Source organism: Trueperella sp. LYQ143 (assembly GCF_046599595.1).
In the GTDB taxonomy this organism is placed as follows: Bacteria; Actinomycetota; Actinomycetes; order Actinomycetales; family Actinomycetaceae; genus Trueperella.
The window spans coordinates 104537-122883 of record NZ_JBKIWR010000009.1; the positions used below are offsets into that span (position 1 = coordinate 104537).

At 52.2% G+C, this 18347-nt stretch carries 16 protein-coding genes and 1 other RNA gene; 12 read left to right on the plus strand and 5 right to left on the minus strand.

Annotated features, from left to right (window positions below; translation table 11 throughout):
- Positions 1-2 precede the first annotated feature (2 nt).
- From lysX to ACLHIL_RS04690, 3 genes are all read left to right on the plus strand, one after another.
- Positions 3-3269, plus strand: coding sequence for a bifunctional lysylphosphatidylglycerol synthetase/lysine--tRNA ligase LysX (gene lysX, locus ACLHIL_RS04680; protein ID WP_411296792.1), 3267 nt, complete (start codon positions 3-5; stop codon positions 3267-3269).
- Positions 3270-3491: 222 nt separating this feature from the next.
- Positions 3492-3861: a transfer-messenger RNA gene (ssrA, locus tag ACLHIL_RS04685) on the plus strand.
- Between the two features lie 393 nt (positions 3862-4254).
- On the plus strand, positions 4255-5481 hold the full coding sequence (locus tag ACLHIL_RS04690) for a DNA methyltransferase (protein WP_411296793.1): 1227 nt from the start codon (positions 4255-4257) through the stop codon (positions 5479-5481).
- Here the strand turns inward: ACLHIL_RS04690 and ACLHIL_RS04695 are convergent, their stop codons facing one another.
- The 4 genes from ACLHIL_RS04695 to ACLHIL_RS04710 form a co-directional block, all read right to left on the minus strand.
- Positions 5482-6462: a hypothetical protein gene (locus ACLHIL_RS04695; RefSeq protein ID WP_411296794.1), complete on the minus strand. Its 981-nt coding sequence runs from the start codon at positions 6460-6462 to the stop codon at positions 5482-5484. It abuts the gene before it with no gap.
- Complete coding sequence (locus ACLHIL_RS04700; RefSeq protein WP_411296832.1) at positions 6459-6662, minus strand: helix-turn-helix domain-containing protein; 204 nt, start codon at positions 6660-6662, stop codon at positions 6459-6461. Before ACLHIL_RS04700 ends, ACLHIL_RS04695 begins: the two co-directional genes overlap by 4 nt.
- Positions 6663-6904: 242 nt before the next feature.
- Entirely contained in the window at positions 6905-7498 is a 594-nt protein-coding gene (locus tag ACLHIL_RS04705) for a hypothetical protein (RefSeq protein ID WP_411296795.1), read from the minus strand.
- Positions 7499-7719: 221 nt separating this feature from the next.
- On the minus strand, positions 7720-8250 hold the full coding sequence (locus ACLHIL_RS04710) for a GNAT family N-acetyltransferase (protein WP_411296796.1): 531 nt from the start codon (positions 8248-8250) through the stop codon (positions 7720-7722).
- Positions 8251-8959: 709 nt separating this feature from the next.
- Between ACLHIL_RS04710 and nadE the strand changes: the two genes are divergently transcribed.
- The 5 genes from nadE (at position 8960) to ACLHIL_RS04735 (ending at position 13917) form a co-directional block, all read left to right on the plus strand.
- Positions 8960-9787: an ammonia-dependent NAD(+) synthetase gene (gene nadE, locus ACLHIL_RS04715; RefSeq protein ID WP_411296797.1), complete on the plus strand. Its 828-nt coding sequence runs from the start codon at positions 8960-8962 to the stop codon at positions 9785-9787.
- 452 nt (positions 9788-10239) lie between these two features.
- A complete protein-coding gene (locus tag ACLHIL_RS04720) occupies positions 10240-10986 on the plus strand; it encodes a GNAT family N-acetyltransferase (RefSeq protein ID WP_411296798.1) in 747 nt (248 codons plus the stop codon).
- Complete coding sequence (locus ACLHIL_RS04725; protein ID WP_411296799.1) at positions 10979-12547, plus strand: aspartate:alanine exchanger family transporter; 1569 nt, start codon at positions 10979-10981, stop codon at positions 12545-12547. Before ACLHIL_RS04720 ends, ACLHIL_RS04725 begins: the two co-directional genes overlap by 8 nt.
- A 619-nt stretch (positions 12548-13166) precedes the next feature.
- The gene (locus ACLHIL_RS04730; protein ID WP_411296800.1) at positions 13167-13448 is read left to right on the plus strand and encodes an HU family DNA-binding protein; all 282 of its coding nucleotides are present in this window, start codon (positions 13167-13169) and stop codon (positions 13446-13448) included.
- 124 nt (positions 13449-13572) lie between these two features.
- Complete coding sequence (locus ACLHIL_RS04735; protein WP_411296833.1) at positions 13573-13917, plus strand: DUF3039 domain-containing protein; 345 nt, start codon at positions 13573-13575, stop codon at positions 13915-13917.
- A gap of 222 nt (positions 13918-14139) precedes the next feature.
- Here the strand turns inward: ACLHIL_RS04735 and ACLHIL_RS04740 are convergent, their stop codons facing one another.
- Entirely contained in the window at positions 14140-15507 is a 1368-nt protein-coding gene (locus tag ACLHIL_RS04740; RefSeq protein WP_411296801.1) for a nicotinate phosphoribosyltransferase, read from the minus strand.
- A 93-nt stretch (positions 15508-15600) separates the two neighbouring features.
- Here ACLHIL_RS04740 and clpS point away from each other — a divergent pair, with 93 nt between their 5' ends.
- The 4 genes from clpS (at position 15601) to ACLHIL_RS04760 (ending at position 18310) form a co-directional block, all read left to right on the plus strand.
- Complete coding sequence (gene clpS / locus ACLHIL_RS04745; RefSeq protein WP_411296802.1) at positions 15601-15891, plus strand: ATP-dependent Clp protease adapter ClpS; 291 nt, start codon at positions 15601-15603, stop codon at positions 15889-15891.
- A gap of 119 nt (positions 15892-16010) precedes the next feature.
- Positions 16011-16694 carry a DUF2017 family protein gene (locus tag ACLHIL_RS04750; protein ID WP_411296803.1) on the plus strand — a complete coding sequence of 228 codons (684 nt, stop codon included), beginning with the start codon at positions 16011-16013 and terminating at the stop codon, positions 16692-16694.
- A gap of 9 nt (positions 16695-16703) precedes the next feature.
- Positions 16704-17516: a glutamate racemase gene (murI, locus tag ACLHIL_RS04755; RefSeq protein WP_411296804.1), complete on the plus strand. Its 813-nt coding sequence runs from the start codon at positions 16704-16706 to the stop codon at positions 17514-17516.
- Positions 17513-18310: an MBL fold metallo-hydrolase gene (locus tag ACLHIL_RS04760; RefSeq protein WP_411296805.1), complete on the plus strand. Its 798-nt coding sequence runs from the start codon at positions 17513-17515 to the stop codon at positions 18308-18310. The genes murI and ACLHIL_RS04760 overlap by 4 nt, the downstream gene beginning before the upstream one ends.
- The last annotated feature ends 37 nt before the right edge of the window (positions 18311-18347 follow it).

An 18347-nucleotide genomic window follows, 5' to 3' on the forward strand; every position in this document is an offset into this window, starting at 1 on the left:
TGATGATTGACCGGAAGAAACGCATTGTTGCGCAAATCCTGATTTGGATCTTTGCGCTAGCGACCTTAACCTCTTTGGTTGCGTTAGTGATGCGTAAAGTCGTGACGTATTCGCCCAAACTCACCTTTGTTGAACGAATATTCGTCTCGGTTAATATCCCGGCTACGGCTTCATTAGTATCGTTTTTTACCGCAGCTTTTCTGTATCTTGGGTTGCTTCATCGCAAACGCTTAGCGCTTTTTATCGTTGCAGCTTTCCAGATGTTTGGCATCGTATCGGCAATATCCGGGATCGTATTCGTCTTAACGATGACGGAGAATTCCTTTATGCCGGAGCTAGTCGTCATGGTGGGCGATATTATCGTCTCCCTGATTTTCCTCGGCATAATCGTCTGGCTAGCCGATGCTTTTACCGCTCGCACTCGCTCAACATCCTGGCGTAGAGCACTTGTGGTGTTTGTTGTTGGCCTGGTCGTTTCGCTGATTATCACCTGGATTTTGGTGCATATTTTCCACTGCCCAGGGCGGTTCTGGAAGCAATTCTGGGCGGCAATATCGCAGGGAATTGGCCTGGATTGGCCACGCCACTGGTTGAAAGGGTTACCGCCGATTGTCCCGCGGGTTGTTTCGGTGACTCTCGGTATAACCGTGGTGTTGACGGTTGCGGTGTTCCTGTATTCGACGCGCTCGCCGGATCAGTGGAACAGCCGCCATGAAATTGAAGCGCGGCGACTATTGGCAAAATACGGCGAGGACGATTCCCTCGGATATGTCGCAACCCGACGCGACAAGCTACTTCATTTCTCGCCCAGTCGGCGTTGCGCCATTGCTTATCAACAATTTGGGAACGTCTGCCTGGCCTCAGGAGATCCCATTGGCGACCCAGATGATTGGGCTGCTGCAATCGCCTCCTGGGACGCACAAGCGCATAAATATGGAATGACTCCTGGGGTCCTGGCCTGTTCAGAAGCTGGCGCTCGCGAGTATTCCAAAGTAGTAGGCTATGAAGTTCTCAAACTCGGTGACGAGGCAATTATTCTGCCCGAGGCTTTCCGGTTGGATACTCCGGCAATGACGGATGTGCGCCGCGCTGCTCGACGCCTACGGCGTGAGGGCTACACCTGCCAGTTCCGCTATCAAGACGATATTCCAGATAGCGAATGTGAAGCCTTAGCTCAAGCAGCCGAGGACTGGAGGCACGGTGAGGTTGAGCGCGGTTTTTCGATGGCATTGGGTCGATTAGGTGATCCGAGCGATCCGCGCGTCCTTATTGCGCAAGTTAATAAAGACAACGGTGAGCCTGTGGCTTTCATGAGTTTCGTCCCGTGGGGGCGTCGTGGAATATCCCTGGATTACATGCGTCGTTCTGCTCAGGCGCCTAATGGTGCCAATGAATATCTCGTTGCGGAGCTAATGGCGTGGGGAAGAAATCATGGAGTGACGCGGGTATCGCTGAATTTCGCATTCCTCCGTCAGGTTTTTGCTGAAGCTGAAGAAATCAATGCCTCGCCCTTAGAAAAGGTGAATTCACGAATTCTTGGATTCTTCGATCGTATTTGGCAGCTTCAGCGTCTGTATCGTTCGAACGCAAAGTATGGTCCTACCTGGTCGCCGCGATATTTGGCGTTGTCTTCCGTGTTAACAGTTCCGACGGTATGCATTGCTGCCGGTCGAGCAGAGGGATTTTTGCCGGATCTGTTTGGGCGTCGCGAAAACGTGGATCGGGTTCGACTTACTGAAGCAGAGGTTGAGCAAGTACGTGCCCTGGAGTTACCGCCGCCCCCAAATAGTGACATGTTTGGGGAAATGACGGACCAGCAGCGGCATCGTTGCGCTCATGCTCGCGATCTGCAGGAATGTGGAGTTGAGCTTAATCCCGTCGGGCAAGTTAACGGAATGTGGCTTGCTGAGTATGAGAGCGCAGAAAATCCATGCCTCGCCAATGGACTTATTGGTCGTGTGCGCAGTATTCGCGATCATGGCGGAGTGTGCTTTGTTGATCTTGTGGACGGTCAGGCCCAACGGCAATTAGTTCTTGAGTCAGAGTCTGTAGGGCGAGAACAACTGCGCATGTTCGCCCGCTATGCCGATAGCGGGGATATTATTCGGGTTGATGGCGTCGCCGGGGAGTCGCGTAACGGCACGGCTTCGATTTTGGTTCGATCATGGCAAATGCTTGCTAAGGCGTATCTGCCTGTGCCCTGGGACGGGTTGCGGGATCCACAAACGCGGCTACGCAAGCGAACAATGGATATGATCGTGCATCCACATCAGGTGGAGCTGTTGCGGTTGCGTTCGAAAGCAATCGAAGCTGTCCGTCAGACTTTACTATCTGAAGATTATCTTGAGGTGGAAACCCCGATTCTCAATACGGTTCATGGGGGTGCGAGTGCACGTCCATTCCGGACGCATATTAACGCCTACGGTATGGATCTGGTGGCCCGTATTGCTCCAGAATTAGCCCTGAAAAAGTTGGTCATTGCTGGAATGGATGCCGTATTTGAGATCGGGCGGAATTTCCGTAATGAGGGCGCAGACGCGACGCATAATCCGGAATTCACAGTAGTTGAGGCCTATCGGCGTGGATCGGATTACCGTGATATGCGGCGCCTGGCGCAACGTCTGGTACAAGAAGCAGCGTGCGCAATATACGGGCGACCTGTAATGCCACTTAGTGTTGATGGTTCTGAGCAGAAAGAACTGGTCGATATTTCTGGGGATTGGCCAGTCGTATCAGTGTGTGAGGCCGTCAGTCAAGCAGCGGGGATTGAGCTATCTGTAAACACGGATATGGATGAGATGCTGCGCATTGCCCGAGAGCACGATATTGAAGTGCGCCCAGATTGGGGGCAGGGAGCGATTATTGAGGAGCTGTACGGGGAACTCGTTGAGTCGCATACCGTAATGCCGACGTTCTATGTGGATTTTCCTGCGGAAACCTCACCGTTAACGGCTCCGCACCGCACTAAGCCTGGATTAGTGGAGCGTTGGGACTTGGTTGCTGGAGGAATGGAACTAGGGACGGCGTATTCAGAATTGACTGATCCGGTGGAGCAACGCCGACGCTTAGTGATTCAATCGTGGAAAGCTGCTGGGGGAGACGGCGACGCGATGGAGCTTGACGTCGATTTCCTTGATGCAATGGCTTTGGGTATGCCACCAACCGGAGGATTAGGCATTGGATTGGATCGTCTGGTGATGGCTTTGACGGATACAAATATTCGCCAGGTGTTGGCGTTCCCCTTTGTGCGTCCACAAAATAATAACTGACTTTGTATGGCTGCTGGATAGTTACGCGGAAGGCGCGAGGAGAAGGAGATCATAGCTGAGTGTTTTCTCGGAAGAAGCCGGCAGGGTGCTATCTGGACGTTGTGGCAGTGAACGGTCTATAATTTCGGGGAGGCTCGTTGTAGCTATGCCGTATCCGATGGAGAGGCGTGCTCATACGGTCTTGTGTTACGGCTGAAAGCTTCAGCTTATGACAACTTCATAGGGGATGATCGGTTTCGACGGCGATGATCGCTGAAGGGAAGCGGGTAGAGGAAGCAGAGTCATCTCTTTAACGATTCTCTGCAAAAAATAACTGCCAACAAGCAGAAGTCTGATTTCGCCCTCGCCGCCTAAGGCGAGCCCGAATCCGTCACACTAACATTGCTTTCGTGTTAGGTTCGTGGCGTCGTTTTTGAAAGCCTCTGGTTGGCAATGATGTTATCGAATTGCCAGCAACATTAAGATAACTAGATTCGTCAGCAACTTGTCTACGTGAGTGCTGGAGTCAAAAATAACGCTGAGTAGACTGCACCCGGAGAAGTCTTGAGTTATGCATCGTCGGACCGGGGTTCGATTCCCCGCATCTCCACTATTTGTACTGCACTATTGATACAAAATAGGGCGTGCAACCTGAACCCCTCGGGTCCAACGTTTTACCTAGTAGAACAAGGAATGCGAGGGGTTTTGCGTAATTGGTGGGTGCAGGAGGTGGCTGCTGGGTAGGCCGAATCCACTCAGTGTTGCGGAGCCGGTAGGGGCGTCGAAAAGTGTGGGTTAGGCGTCAAAAGGTGAACTCATGAAGTTGCTAACGAACGTCAGCATTTGGGCAACATGGCCCTTCAGTTTTCGCCTCACAGTTTCAGGTCTGAAGTTGTATAGGCGGGGACTTGATACCGCTGAGGTGTTTAGTTAACGTCGATAATACGTAGCGTAGAGGAATGAAGCCTCGCGACTATTAGCACTAACTTCAGAGAGGTTGGAACAGGTGGCTATTGGTGTACCGTCTAGCGTGTCTAGCTCATTATCTTATGAGCTTATTTATGAGGGGAAAAGGGCAGAGGCGGACGTCATCAATGATGCAGTTTCACTTGATTATCGAACAATTTTTGAGACCGATGCTGAAGCGGCGAACACTTTGTACTTCGGTGACAATCTCTCGGTCTTGGGGGACTTACTGAATAATCCTGAGGTGCGGGGGAAAGTCGAGCTAATTTATATTGACCCGCCCTACGCCACGAACTCAAACTTTCACAACCGAAAGCAAGAATTTGCCTATTCGGACACACTTTTCGGTGCCGGGTTTGTTGAATTTTTGCGTGTGCGATTAATTCTGATGCGAGAACTTTTGTCTCCAACAGGGTCGATCTATGTGCACTTAGATAACAAGATGGTGTTCGAAGCGAAGCTAATTATGGATGAGGTTTTTGGGCGTCATAACTTCAGGAGTATGATTACGCGAAAGAAATCAAATCCAAAGAACTATTCTTCGAAGCAATTTGGAAACATTTCGGACTATATACTCTTCTATTCGCGTTCCAAGCAGATGACTTTCAACGTCCAACATACTCCTTGGACTGAAGCGACAGCGCTCAAGGAATATCAGTATGTAGAAGAAGGTACTGGACGGCGCTACAAGAAGGTTCCTATTCACGCGCCAGGAACTCGAAATGGTGCAACGGGAGGTGAATGGAAAGGAATGCTTCCGCCTCCAGGTAAGCACTGGCAGTACACTCCGGACAAGCTTGATGAATTTGATCGGCGTGGTGAAATTTACTGGTCTCCAACGGGCAACCCGCGTAGAAAAGTTTACTTGGATGAACGTCCAGGTATTGCAGTGCAGGATATTTGGTTGGATTTTAAGGACGCTCATAATCAGAACATTCGGATTACTGGCTATCCAACAGAAAAGAACTTGGACTTGCTTAAACTAATTATTAGTGCTTCGTCCAACCCAGGCGATCTGGTTCTTGACGCGTTTGCGGGAAGTGGCACAACTCTAGAGGCTGCAAGCCGACTAGGACGTCGATGGATTGGCGTTGATAATTCTGAACTCGCAATTCAAACCATTCGAGAAAGGTTTGAAAACGGAACCAGACCGATGGGTGATTTTAGGTCATTTTCTGAGGGACAAGATAATCAGATGCAGCAGCTAGATTTGGATTTCGGTAATGGGAGTGAGGGGTCATTCCCATACCGAATCTTGCAGTTCTGACTACTGATTGCCGGTTGAATCACTGGTCAGCCAGCTAGAAGTCAACCGGTCGTCAAGCATCTTTAGTGTTGTGACCATGGTGAACCCCGGCCCGTATACCTCTTCGAGGTCCACATAGTCTTTGTACATTGATCCAAGTACAATTCCGGGACCATCGTTGAGAAAGATAATCTTGATGTCACTGTCAGGATTCGCTTGACGATAATTCCGAAGTTTGGTGATCTTGTCACGGTTGCCGCTGATCCGATCGTCCTCCTGCGAGCCACCCCTGTCGCTGTCGTAACGTGCGTAACCGATTGCTACGACTTCCTTATTGTCGCGCGAGCGGATAACGAAGTCGGTCGGGGTTCCCTTGTCAAACCCCGGAAGGATTGATGAAAGCTCGACATCGCGTCCGGCACCTCGGGGACCTTCGATTGTGAATTCATCGCCTAGATTGTTCTCAAACCATTCGAAAAACATGTCTGTAAGACGATATCCGCTTTGCCCACGGTTCTGTGTCTCGAAAAGAACTGCCATTAACGGAAGTTCAAGTTCGCGCATTTTCCCCTTGTATCGTTCTTGTATCTCGACCAGGTCCGCCGTGCTTCGGAATCTGTACCCGTACTCGCGGATGATGTTTTCCGTATTGCTTACTTTCTTCAGCATCTCGACAGAAGTATCTGGCGAAACGAATCGGCGAAATAGTTTTAGTAGATTCATGCGGAGCCCGCCTTTTTCCTTCATGATTCGTCGTAACAAGGTTGCTGCGTCTTCGGTTTCTGTTACGAGTTCCCAGAAAGAATCAAAGGCTTCTTTGTACGCGATTTCTACCGCCTCCATGTAGTCGGGATAAAATGGGGAATCTACGAATGTGATTTGGCTCCAGAAGGAATTTTCATAGTCACGTAGTGATTTCATGGTGCTGCTGCTTTCTGTGTTGCTGCTTAATTGGATATGTTTTGTTTCAGCTGCTGCGGGATATTGCATCAAATTCGTCACGTTGGAAACGTCTCGAAGAGGTCCTCGACTTTGCAGTCGAGTGCGGTGGCGATCTTCATGAGCACGTCCATGCGGACTGATTCGTTCTTGCCGAGTTTGGCTAGGGAGTTGCTGCTGATTCCTGCGGTTTCTCGGAGTTGAACCTTGTTCATGTTCTTGTCGATGAGGATCTTCCAGAGTTTGTTGTATTGGATCTTCATGGGGCGGTTCTTTCGGCTCCACTTTTCACCGAAGAGCGCTTGTTCGTTGTTGTCGAGCTTGAGCACGGTTGTGTCCCGCAGAAATTTCTGTGCTTCTGGTGTGCATTCGCTGGTCTTGTCGACGGCGATGAAGATCTGCTTCTCGATTTGGTCATGGTAGACGCGGATTAGGTTGCTGAGGTCTGGGTGTTTGCCTGGAACAAAAATAAACATTCGTGCAGGAAAGGTAGGCTGTTTCGTTTCTATGATGCGTTGTTCGAGGTGTCGCTTTCGATGATCTCGGCTAGCCCGTATTCTGGTGTCCATTTCCAGCGTCGATGATTAGGCGTCGAATAACAAATGGAGTTGATTCGATATTTCGAGGAATTAAGTATGACCCGGTAGTTACTGAGATTGGCAATAGCGTTCGTATATCCCTTCCGATATGCCTGTCGGAAGAATACTCCGGGTGGAAGGGCGTCGTATTTCCAGGTAACGATCTCGCTGGATACTTCTTCAGGGGTGAAATTCTGTTTTACTACCTCAATTTCGACCTTAGTTAGCATGAGAGCCTCGTCGCCGGTATTGGCGATAATGATTCCCCATTCTTTCTTTGACTGCTCTGTATTGTCATCATCAGAATCCTCGCCACTTGCCTCGTGGCAGGCCCACCATACTTGTAGCTGAGAGCCGATGTTGAGGAGGTCGCGTTGCCGTTCGAGCTCTTCCATTTTGTCTGCGCGAGTATTTGCCGCATCGGCATGACGATTTGCGCGTAATGCAACAATAAGAGAGGCGGTGGCTAATCCAGTTCCGGTAATAGCCCCGACCCATTCAGCAATGCTTCCCCATTCCATATAGCGAATATAGATGTTCGCCTCTGCGGCTGTCGAATAAGGGGAGTGGGCTGTAATAGTTTATGTGCTGAGCATGTGGCAGATCCTGTGATTAAGTGCTGACGCAATAGGCTACGGCGTTATCGAGAAAGACGATAAAAGAATAATGAGGGCGCAGAAAGAAACAGAACGGTATATGCGCGATAGTCAGCGTAGCCTATTGCGACTTGTATTCAGCCTTATCAGGGTAGGCGTTCTGCCTCAGATCGCAATATGACGAGTTTGACGCTATCCCATCGTTTGCCATCCCAGAGTCGGGCTTGTGGAATACGGGCACATTCAGTAAAGCCAATGCGGCGTCCACAGCGGATCATGCGTTCATTGCCCGACCAGGTTGTTAACGTGAGTAGATGAGCGTTTGTTTCCGCAAAGGTGAGCTTCGTCCACAGCGATAGTGCCTGGGTGCCGATCCCGTGCTTCCAGTGCTGGGGGTCATAGATGACGATGCCGGTTTCATACCAGCCACCGCCCACTGGATCTTCTTCGTGGCGCGTCACAATTCCGACGGGTTTGCCAGCAACGTCAATGATGCGTCGGTTGTTATCTGTGCTGCATGCCCAGCTACTTTGGCAGAACTTGTCATAGGTGAGGTGAGGTGCCGGAGCGAAATACGGGCCGTCCCACTGCTTCCACTGGGGTTCAGTGACCTCGTATAGCCAGTGGTAGAGAAATGGAAGATCTGATTCGCTTAGTGGGCGAAGGCTTACCGTCATTTTTTTTGGACCGCCGATCAAAGGAGGGGAATCATGTGAGAAATTATTGTCTAGCTTAATACGCCCTTTGTGGGGTGACTATACATTCTGTTTTGCTTTTCGGGCACGAATAGTGCTGTGTACTGGCGTTGCAGCAAAGTTTTAGCTGGATAAGAGGCTTATGGGTTGTTGCGTGAGCAGACGTGTTAGACGACGGTAAAACGTATGAGATGGTGGTGAAAGTAACCGTAATGCCGGAATCGTCTTACCTGAGGCTGCTTTCGGTACGGGGGAGAGGCTTTTCGGTAGACCCATAGGCACGCTCATGCAGAAGCGAAGAAAATAACGGAATTGGAAAAGAAGAAAATAAAAGAACTGAAGAAGAAACTGAAAACGCGGCGGGCTGACCTGCAAGAAGGATTGTGATAATTCGCAGCGAGGTGGTTTGCTGGAAATAGGAACTGCTGCCAGCTCTGGTGAAGAGTTGAAATCGTGTATTTTGTGGTACGTGGCAATGGGGCGTTGTAGCCACCGGCAGTAGGAGGTAGAAGTTCCTAATGTCGCTGGTGCTTACAAACCCCTATAAACGGCAATCGTCGTGGAATATGGGCTTAGCATTTGCGAGATAACGAGGAAAGCGGGTATCAACCTGCCGGTCGGCATAGAGCGTCTGTGCGTGAGGGCGCACGTGAAAGCGCATCGCGCGCCTATCGCGCATAGAATGATTCCCATGAGCCATTCATTGCAAGAACGTATTACTGCTACTCTCGGGGTGCATCCGGCTATTGACCCGCAAGCCGAGGTTACCCGTCGGGTGGAATTCCTCTGCGAATACGCCCGTGCAACACATGCCAAAGGTTTCGTGCTTGGCATTTCTGGCGGTGTGGATTCAACTCTCGCAGGTCGCTTAGCCCAGCTCGCGGTCGAACGTATGCGCTCTGCAGGGGAAGAAGCTCATTTCATTGCGGTTCGTTTACCGTATGGTGTGCAGGCCGATGAAGCCGACGCGGCAGCGGCTATGGAGTGGGTGGCAGCAGATGAAGAAGTCACCGTCAATATCAAAGCCGCTACGGACGCTATGGAGCAGGCATACGAGTCAGCCCTAGCCTGCCAAATCTCCGATTTTAATAAGGGCAATGTTAAAGCTCGTATGCGTATGGTTGCACAATACGCTATTGCTGGGGACCGTGGGTTATTGGTGATCGGCACGGATCATGCGGCGGAGAACGTCACGGGATTCTTCACGAAATACGGCGACGGTGGGGCAGACCTACTTCCGCTGGCCGGTTTGAACAAGCGGCAGGTGCGTCTCCTATTGCAGTATTTGGGTGCTCCGGAGCATCTATGGCAAAAAGTTCCGACGGCGGATCTGCTTGACGGCAGGCCGCTGCGCACAGATGAGGACGAATTAGGGCTGAGCTACGACGAGATTGACGACTATTTAGAGGGCAAAACGGTATCAGATTCAGCTCGTCAGAACATCGAAAGTAAGTGGCAGCGAGCAGAACATAAACGTCATATTCCACCAGGGCCAGACGATCAGTGGTGGCGTGAGTAAAACGACGGGCAGCGGGCAGGCCAACGCGGTAGTGCCATCATTCCGGCTACAAGCTGCTGTTCCGCTGTGGCATCCTATATCGGGCTGTCGCCGATAGCTTCGCGCTAATAGTTATGTGCTGTAGCGTGCCTGCAGGGGAGCTGCTGTGCTCTGTCGCCGACGTGCTCACCGATAAGGAGATGCTCTAGTTACCTTGCGTCAATGCTGCCCAGAAACCCGCGGTGAGCTGCTGTGATTATATGGGTAGCGGCTGAGGTTGTGGCTGTAGTTGTAGCTGTGGGCCTTTCCTATCGTGGTGGCGATAGTGAACCGTAGCCGTAACTGGTAGTGCTCCAGCGTGAGTGAGTGGCTAATAAACTAGCGGTAGGTGATAGCGGTTGCTTTAGGGATGAGAGCTTTTCCTCGTGAAATTTGCGGTACGGATTATTCCTCCGTCGATATATTCTGGGTAGGTGCGACTTTCGTATATCCGATCAACCTGTGATCCGTATTATCAGCCGGCATGTGACGTATATGTGACGGCCTTTCGCGCTGAGCAGCGCGCGCCCGTAGACGATCTTGTTGACCTCGTAAAACGGGGAATAGGTCACGCGATTGCCTTTGTGGATGAGAGTGATGGGCGGGAAGAATTCATTGGTGCAAGCTATATTGTGCCGACGCCTCAGTATCTGTGGATATTATTTCTTGCGATGACGCCGGCGAGCCGTGGTCAAGGATACGGCACGCGAGCGCTGGAGATGCTCGCCGCCGAGTTTCCACAACGAGCGCTGCTCTTAGAGATCGAAGCCGTGCTTTCGGAGGCGCGCAATGCCGATCAGCGGCAACGCCGGGAGCGTTTCTATCTGCGCAATGGTTTTTCTTACACCGGATTATCGACGGATGAGCCGGATGGGCGCTTTGATTTTTTGATTCGCGACGGGGAGATTGATCTGGATCAGATGCGGGAGGTAATGGAAAGCACTGTGGGCACGGCGATGCTTGATCGCTGGCAGATGGTGCTTATCCAGCAGCCAGGGGCAGAGCGCGAGTGTGCGGGCGAAAATGATCCGAAGAATCATGAGGACCTCATGCTCGATAATGATTGCCGAGCTGCCGATCGTGCAGTGGGAGATGAATCCCGAACGGCAGATAGCGACGATAAAAATCCTGAGTTCTCAGATCGTGGCGACGACTCTAGCGAGAGGGCGTGGCATGACTGATATATTGACGGCTTCGCCTTTGATGAGTGTATTTCTCGTCGTTGCTTTCGGCGGCATATTAGGGATGATCCCTTTTGGGCCGCTGCGTTTTGGGGCGGCCGGGGCGCTCTTTGTCGGTTTGTTTGTCGGCTATCTTGCGCCTGATCTGGGCGGGCAATTGGCTTTAGTTCATAATCTTGGGCTAGCACTTTTCGTCTATATGGTGGGCTTATCTGCTGGTCAGACTTTCTTTCGGGATTTTACCCGGCACGTGTCGCTGATGTGTGGCGCGGCTGTGGCTATCGGGGTTGGTGTACTTGCCACTATTGCATTGGGGCGTATGGTAGCAATGCCGGTTGAGCTGCAGGCGGGCTTATATGCTGGCGCTTCTACGACGACGGCGGCTCTTGCGACGGCCTATCAAGCAACTGGCTCTATGCTCCCCGGTGTGAGCTATGCGCTGTCCTATCCGATTGGTGTCGTGGTGGGGATTATTGCCGTTGCTCTCGTTATTTCTCGCACGTGGCCAGAACGTCGGGAAATTCCTTCACGCCAAGGTCAGCGGTTGATTGCTCGGACGGTTGTCGTTGAAGCCGATATGGCATTGCGGGATGTTCCAGGATGGCGAGAGCAGGATATTCGCGCGTCATATTTGCGGCGTCATGATCGTGTGCGAGTGATTGGCCCAGGGGAGGAACTGCAGCCAGGTGATGAAGTCGTTATTGTGGGTAATGAAACAGCGGTTCGCACTGCGATTGCTGCAATCGGCCATGAGCAGCCACAACATCTAGCTGACGATCGCTCTCGGGTTGATTTCCGTTCTTTTATTGTCTCGCGTCGTGAGTTGGCTGGGCGTTCGGTTGCTGAGTTGAATCTGGTTAGCCGCTTTGGCGCGGTTATCACCCGTATTCGTCGGGGTGATAGCGAGCTGCTTGCCACGGATTTTCAGCATGTGGAAATTGGTGATCGGGTGGTGATTGCCTATCCGCGTGCAGAGGGGCCGGCTATCGAAGATTTCTTTGGAAATTCTGAACAGCGCGTGACCCAGATTGACACAATTGGTTTAGGCTTGGGCGTGGCTTTGGGCTTCTTGGTAGGAGCAGTAAATGTTACGTTGCCCTCCGGCCATGTGTTTTCCTTAGGATCGGCAGTTGGGCCACTAATCGTCGGGATGCTGTTGGGGGCTTTGCATCGTAGTGGGCCGGTGGTATGGCAGTTGCCTTTGGCTGTCAATCAGACGATTCGGCAGCTCGGATTGATGTTGTTTTTGGCGGCGATTGGCATTGCTTCTGGGCCGCAGTTTGCACAGACGGCCTTCTCTGCTGCTGGCGTGCGCATGATTGCGGTGGGTGCGGTCATTTCTATCGCGATGATGGTGTGTATTGCTGTGGCCGGTCGGGTTATCGGATTTTCGGTACAGCGCACGGTTGGTGCGATGGCGGGAATTTTTGGGCAGCCGGCGATTATTGCTTATGCGGTTGCTAAAGATGACGATGAGCGTATTGAAGCAGGATATGCCGCCATGTTTGCGATTTCTATGATTTTGAAGGTGCTATTGGTGTACGTCATCGTCCTGGTGTAGCTGGTTTTCCAATTATTCATGGGGCATAGAGATACGCTGCAGACGCCCTGTATGCCGTGTGCTATATCTGGATAAGTAGCAGCGCGTGGCCTGTGGGCGCATGACGTCATATACGGTGAAAACTGTGGCGCGTATTGCGTTTGTGTTATATTGCCGACGTTTCCCTTGTGATTGCGGCGTTTAGCTTGTAGTGCTAGCCGTTATTCTGATGTGCTGATCTGTGCTCGGTAGCGAGAGTGAGTATGCGGCATGCCTGTGGGGTGAGTTGGCAAGGAAAAGCTGTGAGGTGCTGGCGGCATTGCGCTGTGGGCAATAGGGTAGCGCCAAATAGAACGAGATAGCGGATAGGAATGGCTATACATTTGGTCAACGTCTCGTAAATAAATGCTTAGCGAATTCCCCGAGGATCGCTGTGCTCAATGTGATCACTGTGAATAAAGTGCATAAATGTGAAAATGAGAACGTGAATTAACGCCCTAAATTCAAGAAACACGGGGTGAAGTTGGTATAAACACAGGTGTTTCCGCTAAATTCATATCTAGCGGCTTGGTTTCCGAGCCCGAAACCCGCAGCTCGGATCCGAGCTGAAGACATAAGAAGAACAATGAGAGGAAACTACATGTCCCTCAATCGCACCGAACTTATTGCGAAGATTGCTGACAAGGCTGGCTTGACGAAGACCGACGCAGACAAGGCCATTTCGGCTTTGCAGTCCGTCCTGGTTGAGTCCTTGGCTAAAGGCGACGCCGTGAAGATCACGGGTCTGATGTCCGTTGAGCGCACCGAGCGTGCCGCTCGCAAGGGTCGTAACCCGCGCACCGGCGAAGAGATCGAGATTCCCGCTGGCTACGGCGTGAAGATCTCTGCTGGATCGACCCTCAAGAAGGCTGTCACCAAGTAATTTTGGTTTCACCTGTGCGTCAGCGCCCGCCCGTCGGGCGCTGACGCTTTTTTGTACACTAAGAATAAGAACATGAATCGTCATGCCAGTGAGGGGAGAGACGTTGTTTTTCGTTTCTGCTGATATTAGCTCCAACCTGCCAGAGCCTCCCGGTGCTCCACAGCAGCCGGTAACCCCTGGGCAACCTGAAGCGCCATCGCTCGTTCCAGAATCAACCACAGCGCTACTCGAACGCACAGAAGAAAGTTACGAACCTGGAGACGAGGATCGCTACGCGCATTACGTTCGCAAAGAACGCATCATGAAATCTGCGGTCGAGGGCGGGCCGGTTGTCGCGCTTTGTGGAAAGATCTGGACGCCGGTACGCAACCCTGATAAATACCCTATCTGCCCAACCTGCAAGGCAATCTACGACTCTATGGGCAAAGATTGGGGAACCTGGCCATTTGGTAACCAGCCGCCCAAATAGGCGAGTACCTAGCTGCCCCTACTTGCATGATACTGTTGCCTTGCCAATATGCTCGTTGCAGAGCAGCGCGAACCGTATGCATTAAGCAGCAACCACCTATTTCCTCGCCTAACCGAAGCTTTGCTTCCAGGGCAATATTTAGCCGTGCGATAATTCCCTCGCACGGCTAAACACTGTTTTATTTTGTGACGCTACCACCGCGAAGCGGTCATGTAACAGTTACTATTTGACCCGTTCGTCGTCATCGCTAAAAATATCGACTAACGTTGTTGGCAGCGCCGGATCGCCCTCTGATAACCGCCACGCAGCATAGGGCAACGCCGCCCGCGAATTGCGATGCCGCTCGGCAGCCCGAGCCAGAGAACCCTCTGCAACGTAGCTGTCATCAATAACGCCATCGGCAATGAGCTTAACCTGCAAAGGACGCGCATGATGTTGGTCAAGATACGCTAATCCCGATTCCCACGAATCAGCAGAAACAATCAACTCCCCAGTTGCCCTGCCAGTTTCGTCGTAGGTGCGACCAGCGATCTTCAAACCACCCACTGACCCCTTCGAATCGGAACGTTTCGCAACTTCCTGCATCGTCCCATCTGGGCGCTCGCGCAAGACGAGCTTGTAAACCAGTTGCGCAGTCGGATAGCCCGAGCCAGTAACTAACCGCGTGCCCACCCCGTAGGCATCAACAGGAGCAGCGTTCAACGCAGCAATCGCGTATTCATCCAAATCTGACGTCACAGTAATCTTGGTGGAGGTGGCACCTAAATCATCAAGCTGTTTACGAACCGTGAAAGCCTGAGCAACCAAATCGCCAGAATCAAGGCGCACCGCGCCAAGCTCCCCACCAGCATTACGGGCTGCCTGTACCGCCCGCTCCACGCCACGAGTGACGTCATAGGTATCAACTAGCAGCGTCGTATCCGGGCCCATCGTTGCGATTTGTGCGGCAAAAGCCTCTTCCTCGGAGTCATGCAGCAAAGTAAAAGAATGAGCAGCCGTGCCGATAGGCTTGATCCCAAACGAGCGCCCAGCTTCCAGATCGGATGTGCCGACGAACCCGCCGATCACGGCGGCGCGGGAAGCAGCCACGGCGGCAGCCTCATGCATGCGCCGCGCTCCCATTTCCAAGCAGGGGCGATCATGAGCTGCGGTAGTCATCCGAGACGCTGCGGTCGCTATCGCAGAATCATAATTCAGAATCGACAAGATAACCGTTTCCAGGATAACGGCTTCAGCGAATGTGCCGATTACCGTCATCAGCGGCGAGCCAGGGAAATAGATCTCTCCCTCGGCGTACCCGTAAATATCGCCGGTAAAGCGATAATCAGCCAGCCACGCCAGCGTATCGTCACTGACGATATTCAAGGACTGAATATACTCCAGCTCGGCATTCGTGAAACGGAAATCCCGCACTGCTTGCAATACTCGCGCGGTACCGGCAACGACACCGTAACGTCGGTGCCCAGGAAGCCGTCGGCCAAAGACTTCAAAAACAGAGCGCCGATGGGCAGTTCCAGCTCGCAGGGCCGAATCAATCATCGTCAGCTCGTACATATCAGTGAGCAATGCAGTGCTACGCAATTCGTTCATAGTCCAACGTTAGCGCGATCAGCATGAAAATGTGCAGCACGAGCATGTCATTACTCTATCCGCGCAGGTCGGTGAGCCAGTAAGATGGAGAGCGTGCAGACAAGTCCAGAAGCGTTCTCGACCTCTCACCCGCAGCAAGAACACCTGTTAGCGGGGCAGTGGCGCACCGTCGTCCACAATGATGTCGTCAATCTGGTTAATTACGTGCAGTGGGTATTCCAAACCTATTTCTCAATGAGTCCGGAGGCGGCCTTCCGTAAGACGATGGAGGTACATCATGCCGGGCGAGCGGTCGTTTCGAACGGTCAACGAGAACAGATGGAACGAGACGCTCAAGCGATGCACGCCTATGGTTTGTGGGCGACGATTGAACCGGGCAAGTAATGCGCGATAGCTGATAATAAGAACGCGGGCGCTTGTGTCCATGTGTTCATGCGCGTTCGTATGGAAGGGCTGCGATCAGGGCCGACGAGGCAAGGAATACGAGAGGGAGGTGAGTGCTGATGATGGCTTTCCATCGGGAGCATAACGGCATTTACGCCGCTGTTGACGAAGGGGAGCGGCGAGCGTTAGCGGGGATGGCGCGCGACGTTGTGGTGCTGCTTGGCTCAGATGTAGAACATGAGTGTGAACGGCGATCCCAGCAGATCGACCCGGACGATCCCTTTGCTGAATTTGAAGCCGATCTTGCGGATATTGCTGATTCGATTGCGGATGAAAGTGATGGTCTAGCTTTGCCGCGACTTGTGCCGGTCGATGACGCGGTTGCACGGTTACTCCCGGATATGAGTGAAGATCCGGATGAAGCACAGCAGTTGCGTGAGTTGACAGAAGATACTGTGGCGGCTGCAAAGATAGAAAATCTTGTCACTTTCTATTTGGGGCTTATGGCTATCCCAGAGGGAGAATCTCGATTCCGTATCTCCTATGAGGACGGGCCAGCATGGTTAGCGGCCCTTAATGATATTCGTCTCGTCTTGGCAACTCGGCTGCAGATTGATTCCGAGCAGGAAGCCGAAGAAATATATCAGCGGGCTAGCGTGTTCATGTCGCCGCATCCGCAGGTGGCAGAGGATTTTCCAGAAGTGACGAGCAGTGACGATATGTTAGCTGTTTTGTACGCCATGACGACCTGGTGGCAAGATTCACTGCTTCGCGCACTGAATCGGAAACGACCGCGCGGGTAGCATCGAGGCATGAATGATTCTCCGATTGGAGTCTTTGATTCGGGTGTAGGTGGATTGACGGTTGCCCGCGCAATCATAGATCAGCTCCCCGGGGAATCTTTAACATATATTGGCGATACCCTGCATTGCCCATACGGTCCACGACCGATCGCACAAGTGCGTGAGTTTGCGTTGGATATTATGGATCAGTTGGTGGCATCCGGGGTGAAGATGCTCGTCATTGCCTGTAATTCAGCTTCTGCGGCGGTGCTCCACGATGCGCGCGAACGCTATAGTACCGCCCAAGGTATCCCCGTCGTTGAGGTGATTCATCCGGCAGTGCGAGCAGCAATGCGTATGACCTCAAATCATCGGATCGGCATTATTGGTACGCAAGCCACCATTGAATCGCAAGCCTACCACGATGCCTTTGCGGTGTTGCCTGAGGTGGAATTGACGGCAGCTCCGGCACCCCGTTTTGTTGAATTTGTTGAACAGGGGATAACAACCGGGGATGAGCTACTTGCGATTGCGCAGGAGTACCTAGCGCCGATTAAAGCTGCTGGAGTGGATACCTTGATTTTAGGATGTACTCACTACCCGATCTTAGCTGGCGTTATTTCCTATGTGATGGGGCCACACGTCGCTCTTGTCTCGTCTGCGGAAGAAACCGCCCGAGACGTCTACAGCGAGCTGACTCGGCGGAATCTATTGAGCGCGCCGCTGAGCACGCCTACATATTCGTTTAATGTCACTGGTAATGCGGCAGAGTTCCGCGATTTAGCCCGACGTTTTCTTGGGCCAGAAGTCACCGGCGTCAACCAGGTGGAGGTACACAGATGAAACTGACGATTATCGGATGTTCCGGATCTATGTCCGGAAAGAATTCGCCGGCGTCTTCGTACCTCGTGCAAGCTCAAGGACGCGATGATGCTGGCGGTGAGAGAACCTGGTCCCTCATTATGGATTTTGGGCCAGGAGCAATGGGGCATTTGCTGCGTTACGTCGATCCGGCACGGATTGACGCCATGATGTTATCCCATCTGCATGCAGATCACTGTGCAGATATTGTGGGGATGCAGGTCTACCGTCGGTGGTATCCCGAAGGGGCACTGCCGCCGATTGCCGTCTTTTCTCCGGGTGACGGTTTAGCGCGTACCAGAGGAATCGCAGATGACCCAGCAACTGAAGATTACGCTGGGGAATTCCAATTCCAGCAGGTCTGCCACGGGGATACTGTGCGTATCGGGCCATTCCACGTTGAGTTTTTTGATTCTTGGCATTCAGTACCGACGTTAGCAATGCGCATTACTGGTCCGAGTGAAGATGATCCCAGCCGCGATGTCGTCTTGACCTTCACTGGCGATACTGACTTATGCCAGACAGTAGTTGACGCTGCTCGCGGGGCTGATCTGTTGCTCTCGGAAGCGGCTTTTGAAGAAGGTCGTGATCTTGTTGAAGGTATCCACTTGACGGGTATGCGGGCCGGAAAACTCGCAGCTCAGGCTGGGGTGCGGCGTCTATTGCTGACTCACTTGCAACCGTGGACAGATAGTAAACGCAATGTTCGTGACGCTAAAGAGTGCTTCACTGGGCCATGCCAAGCAGTTGAAGCGGGCGAGGTGTATGAGCTTTAGCCGGATCAGCATGTGGCTCATGCTCCCTGCTGAGATA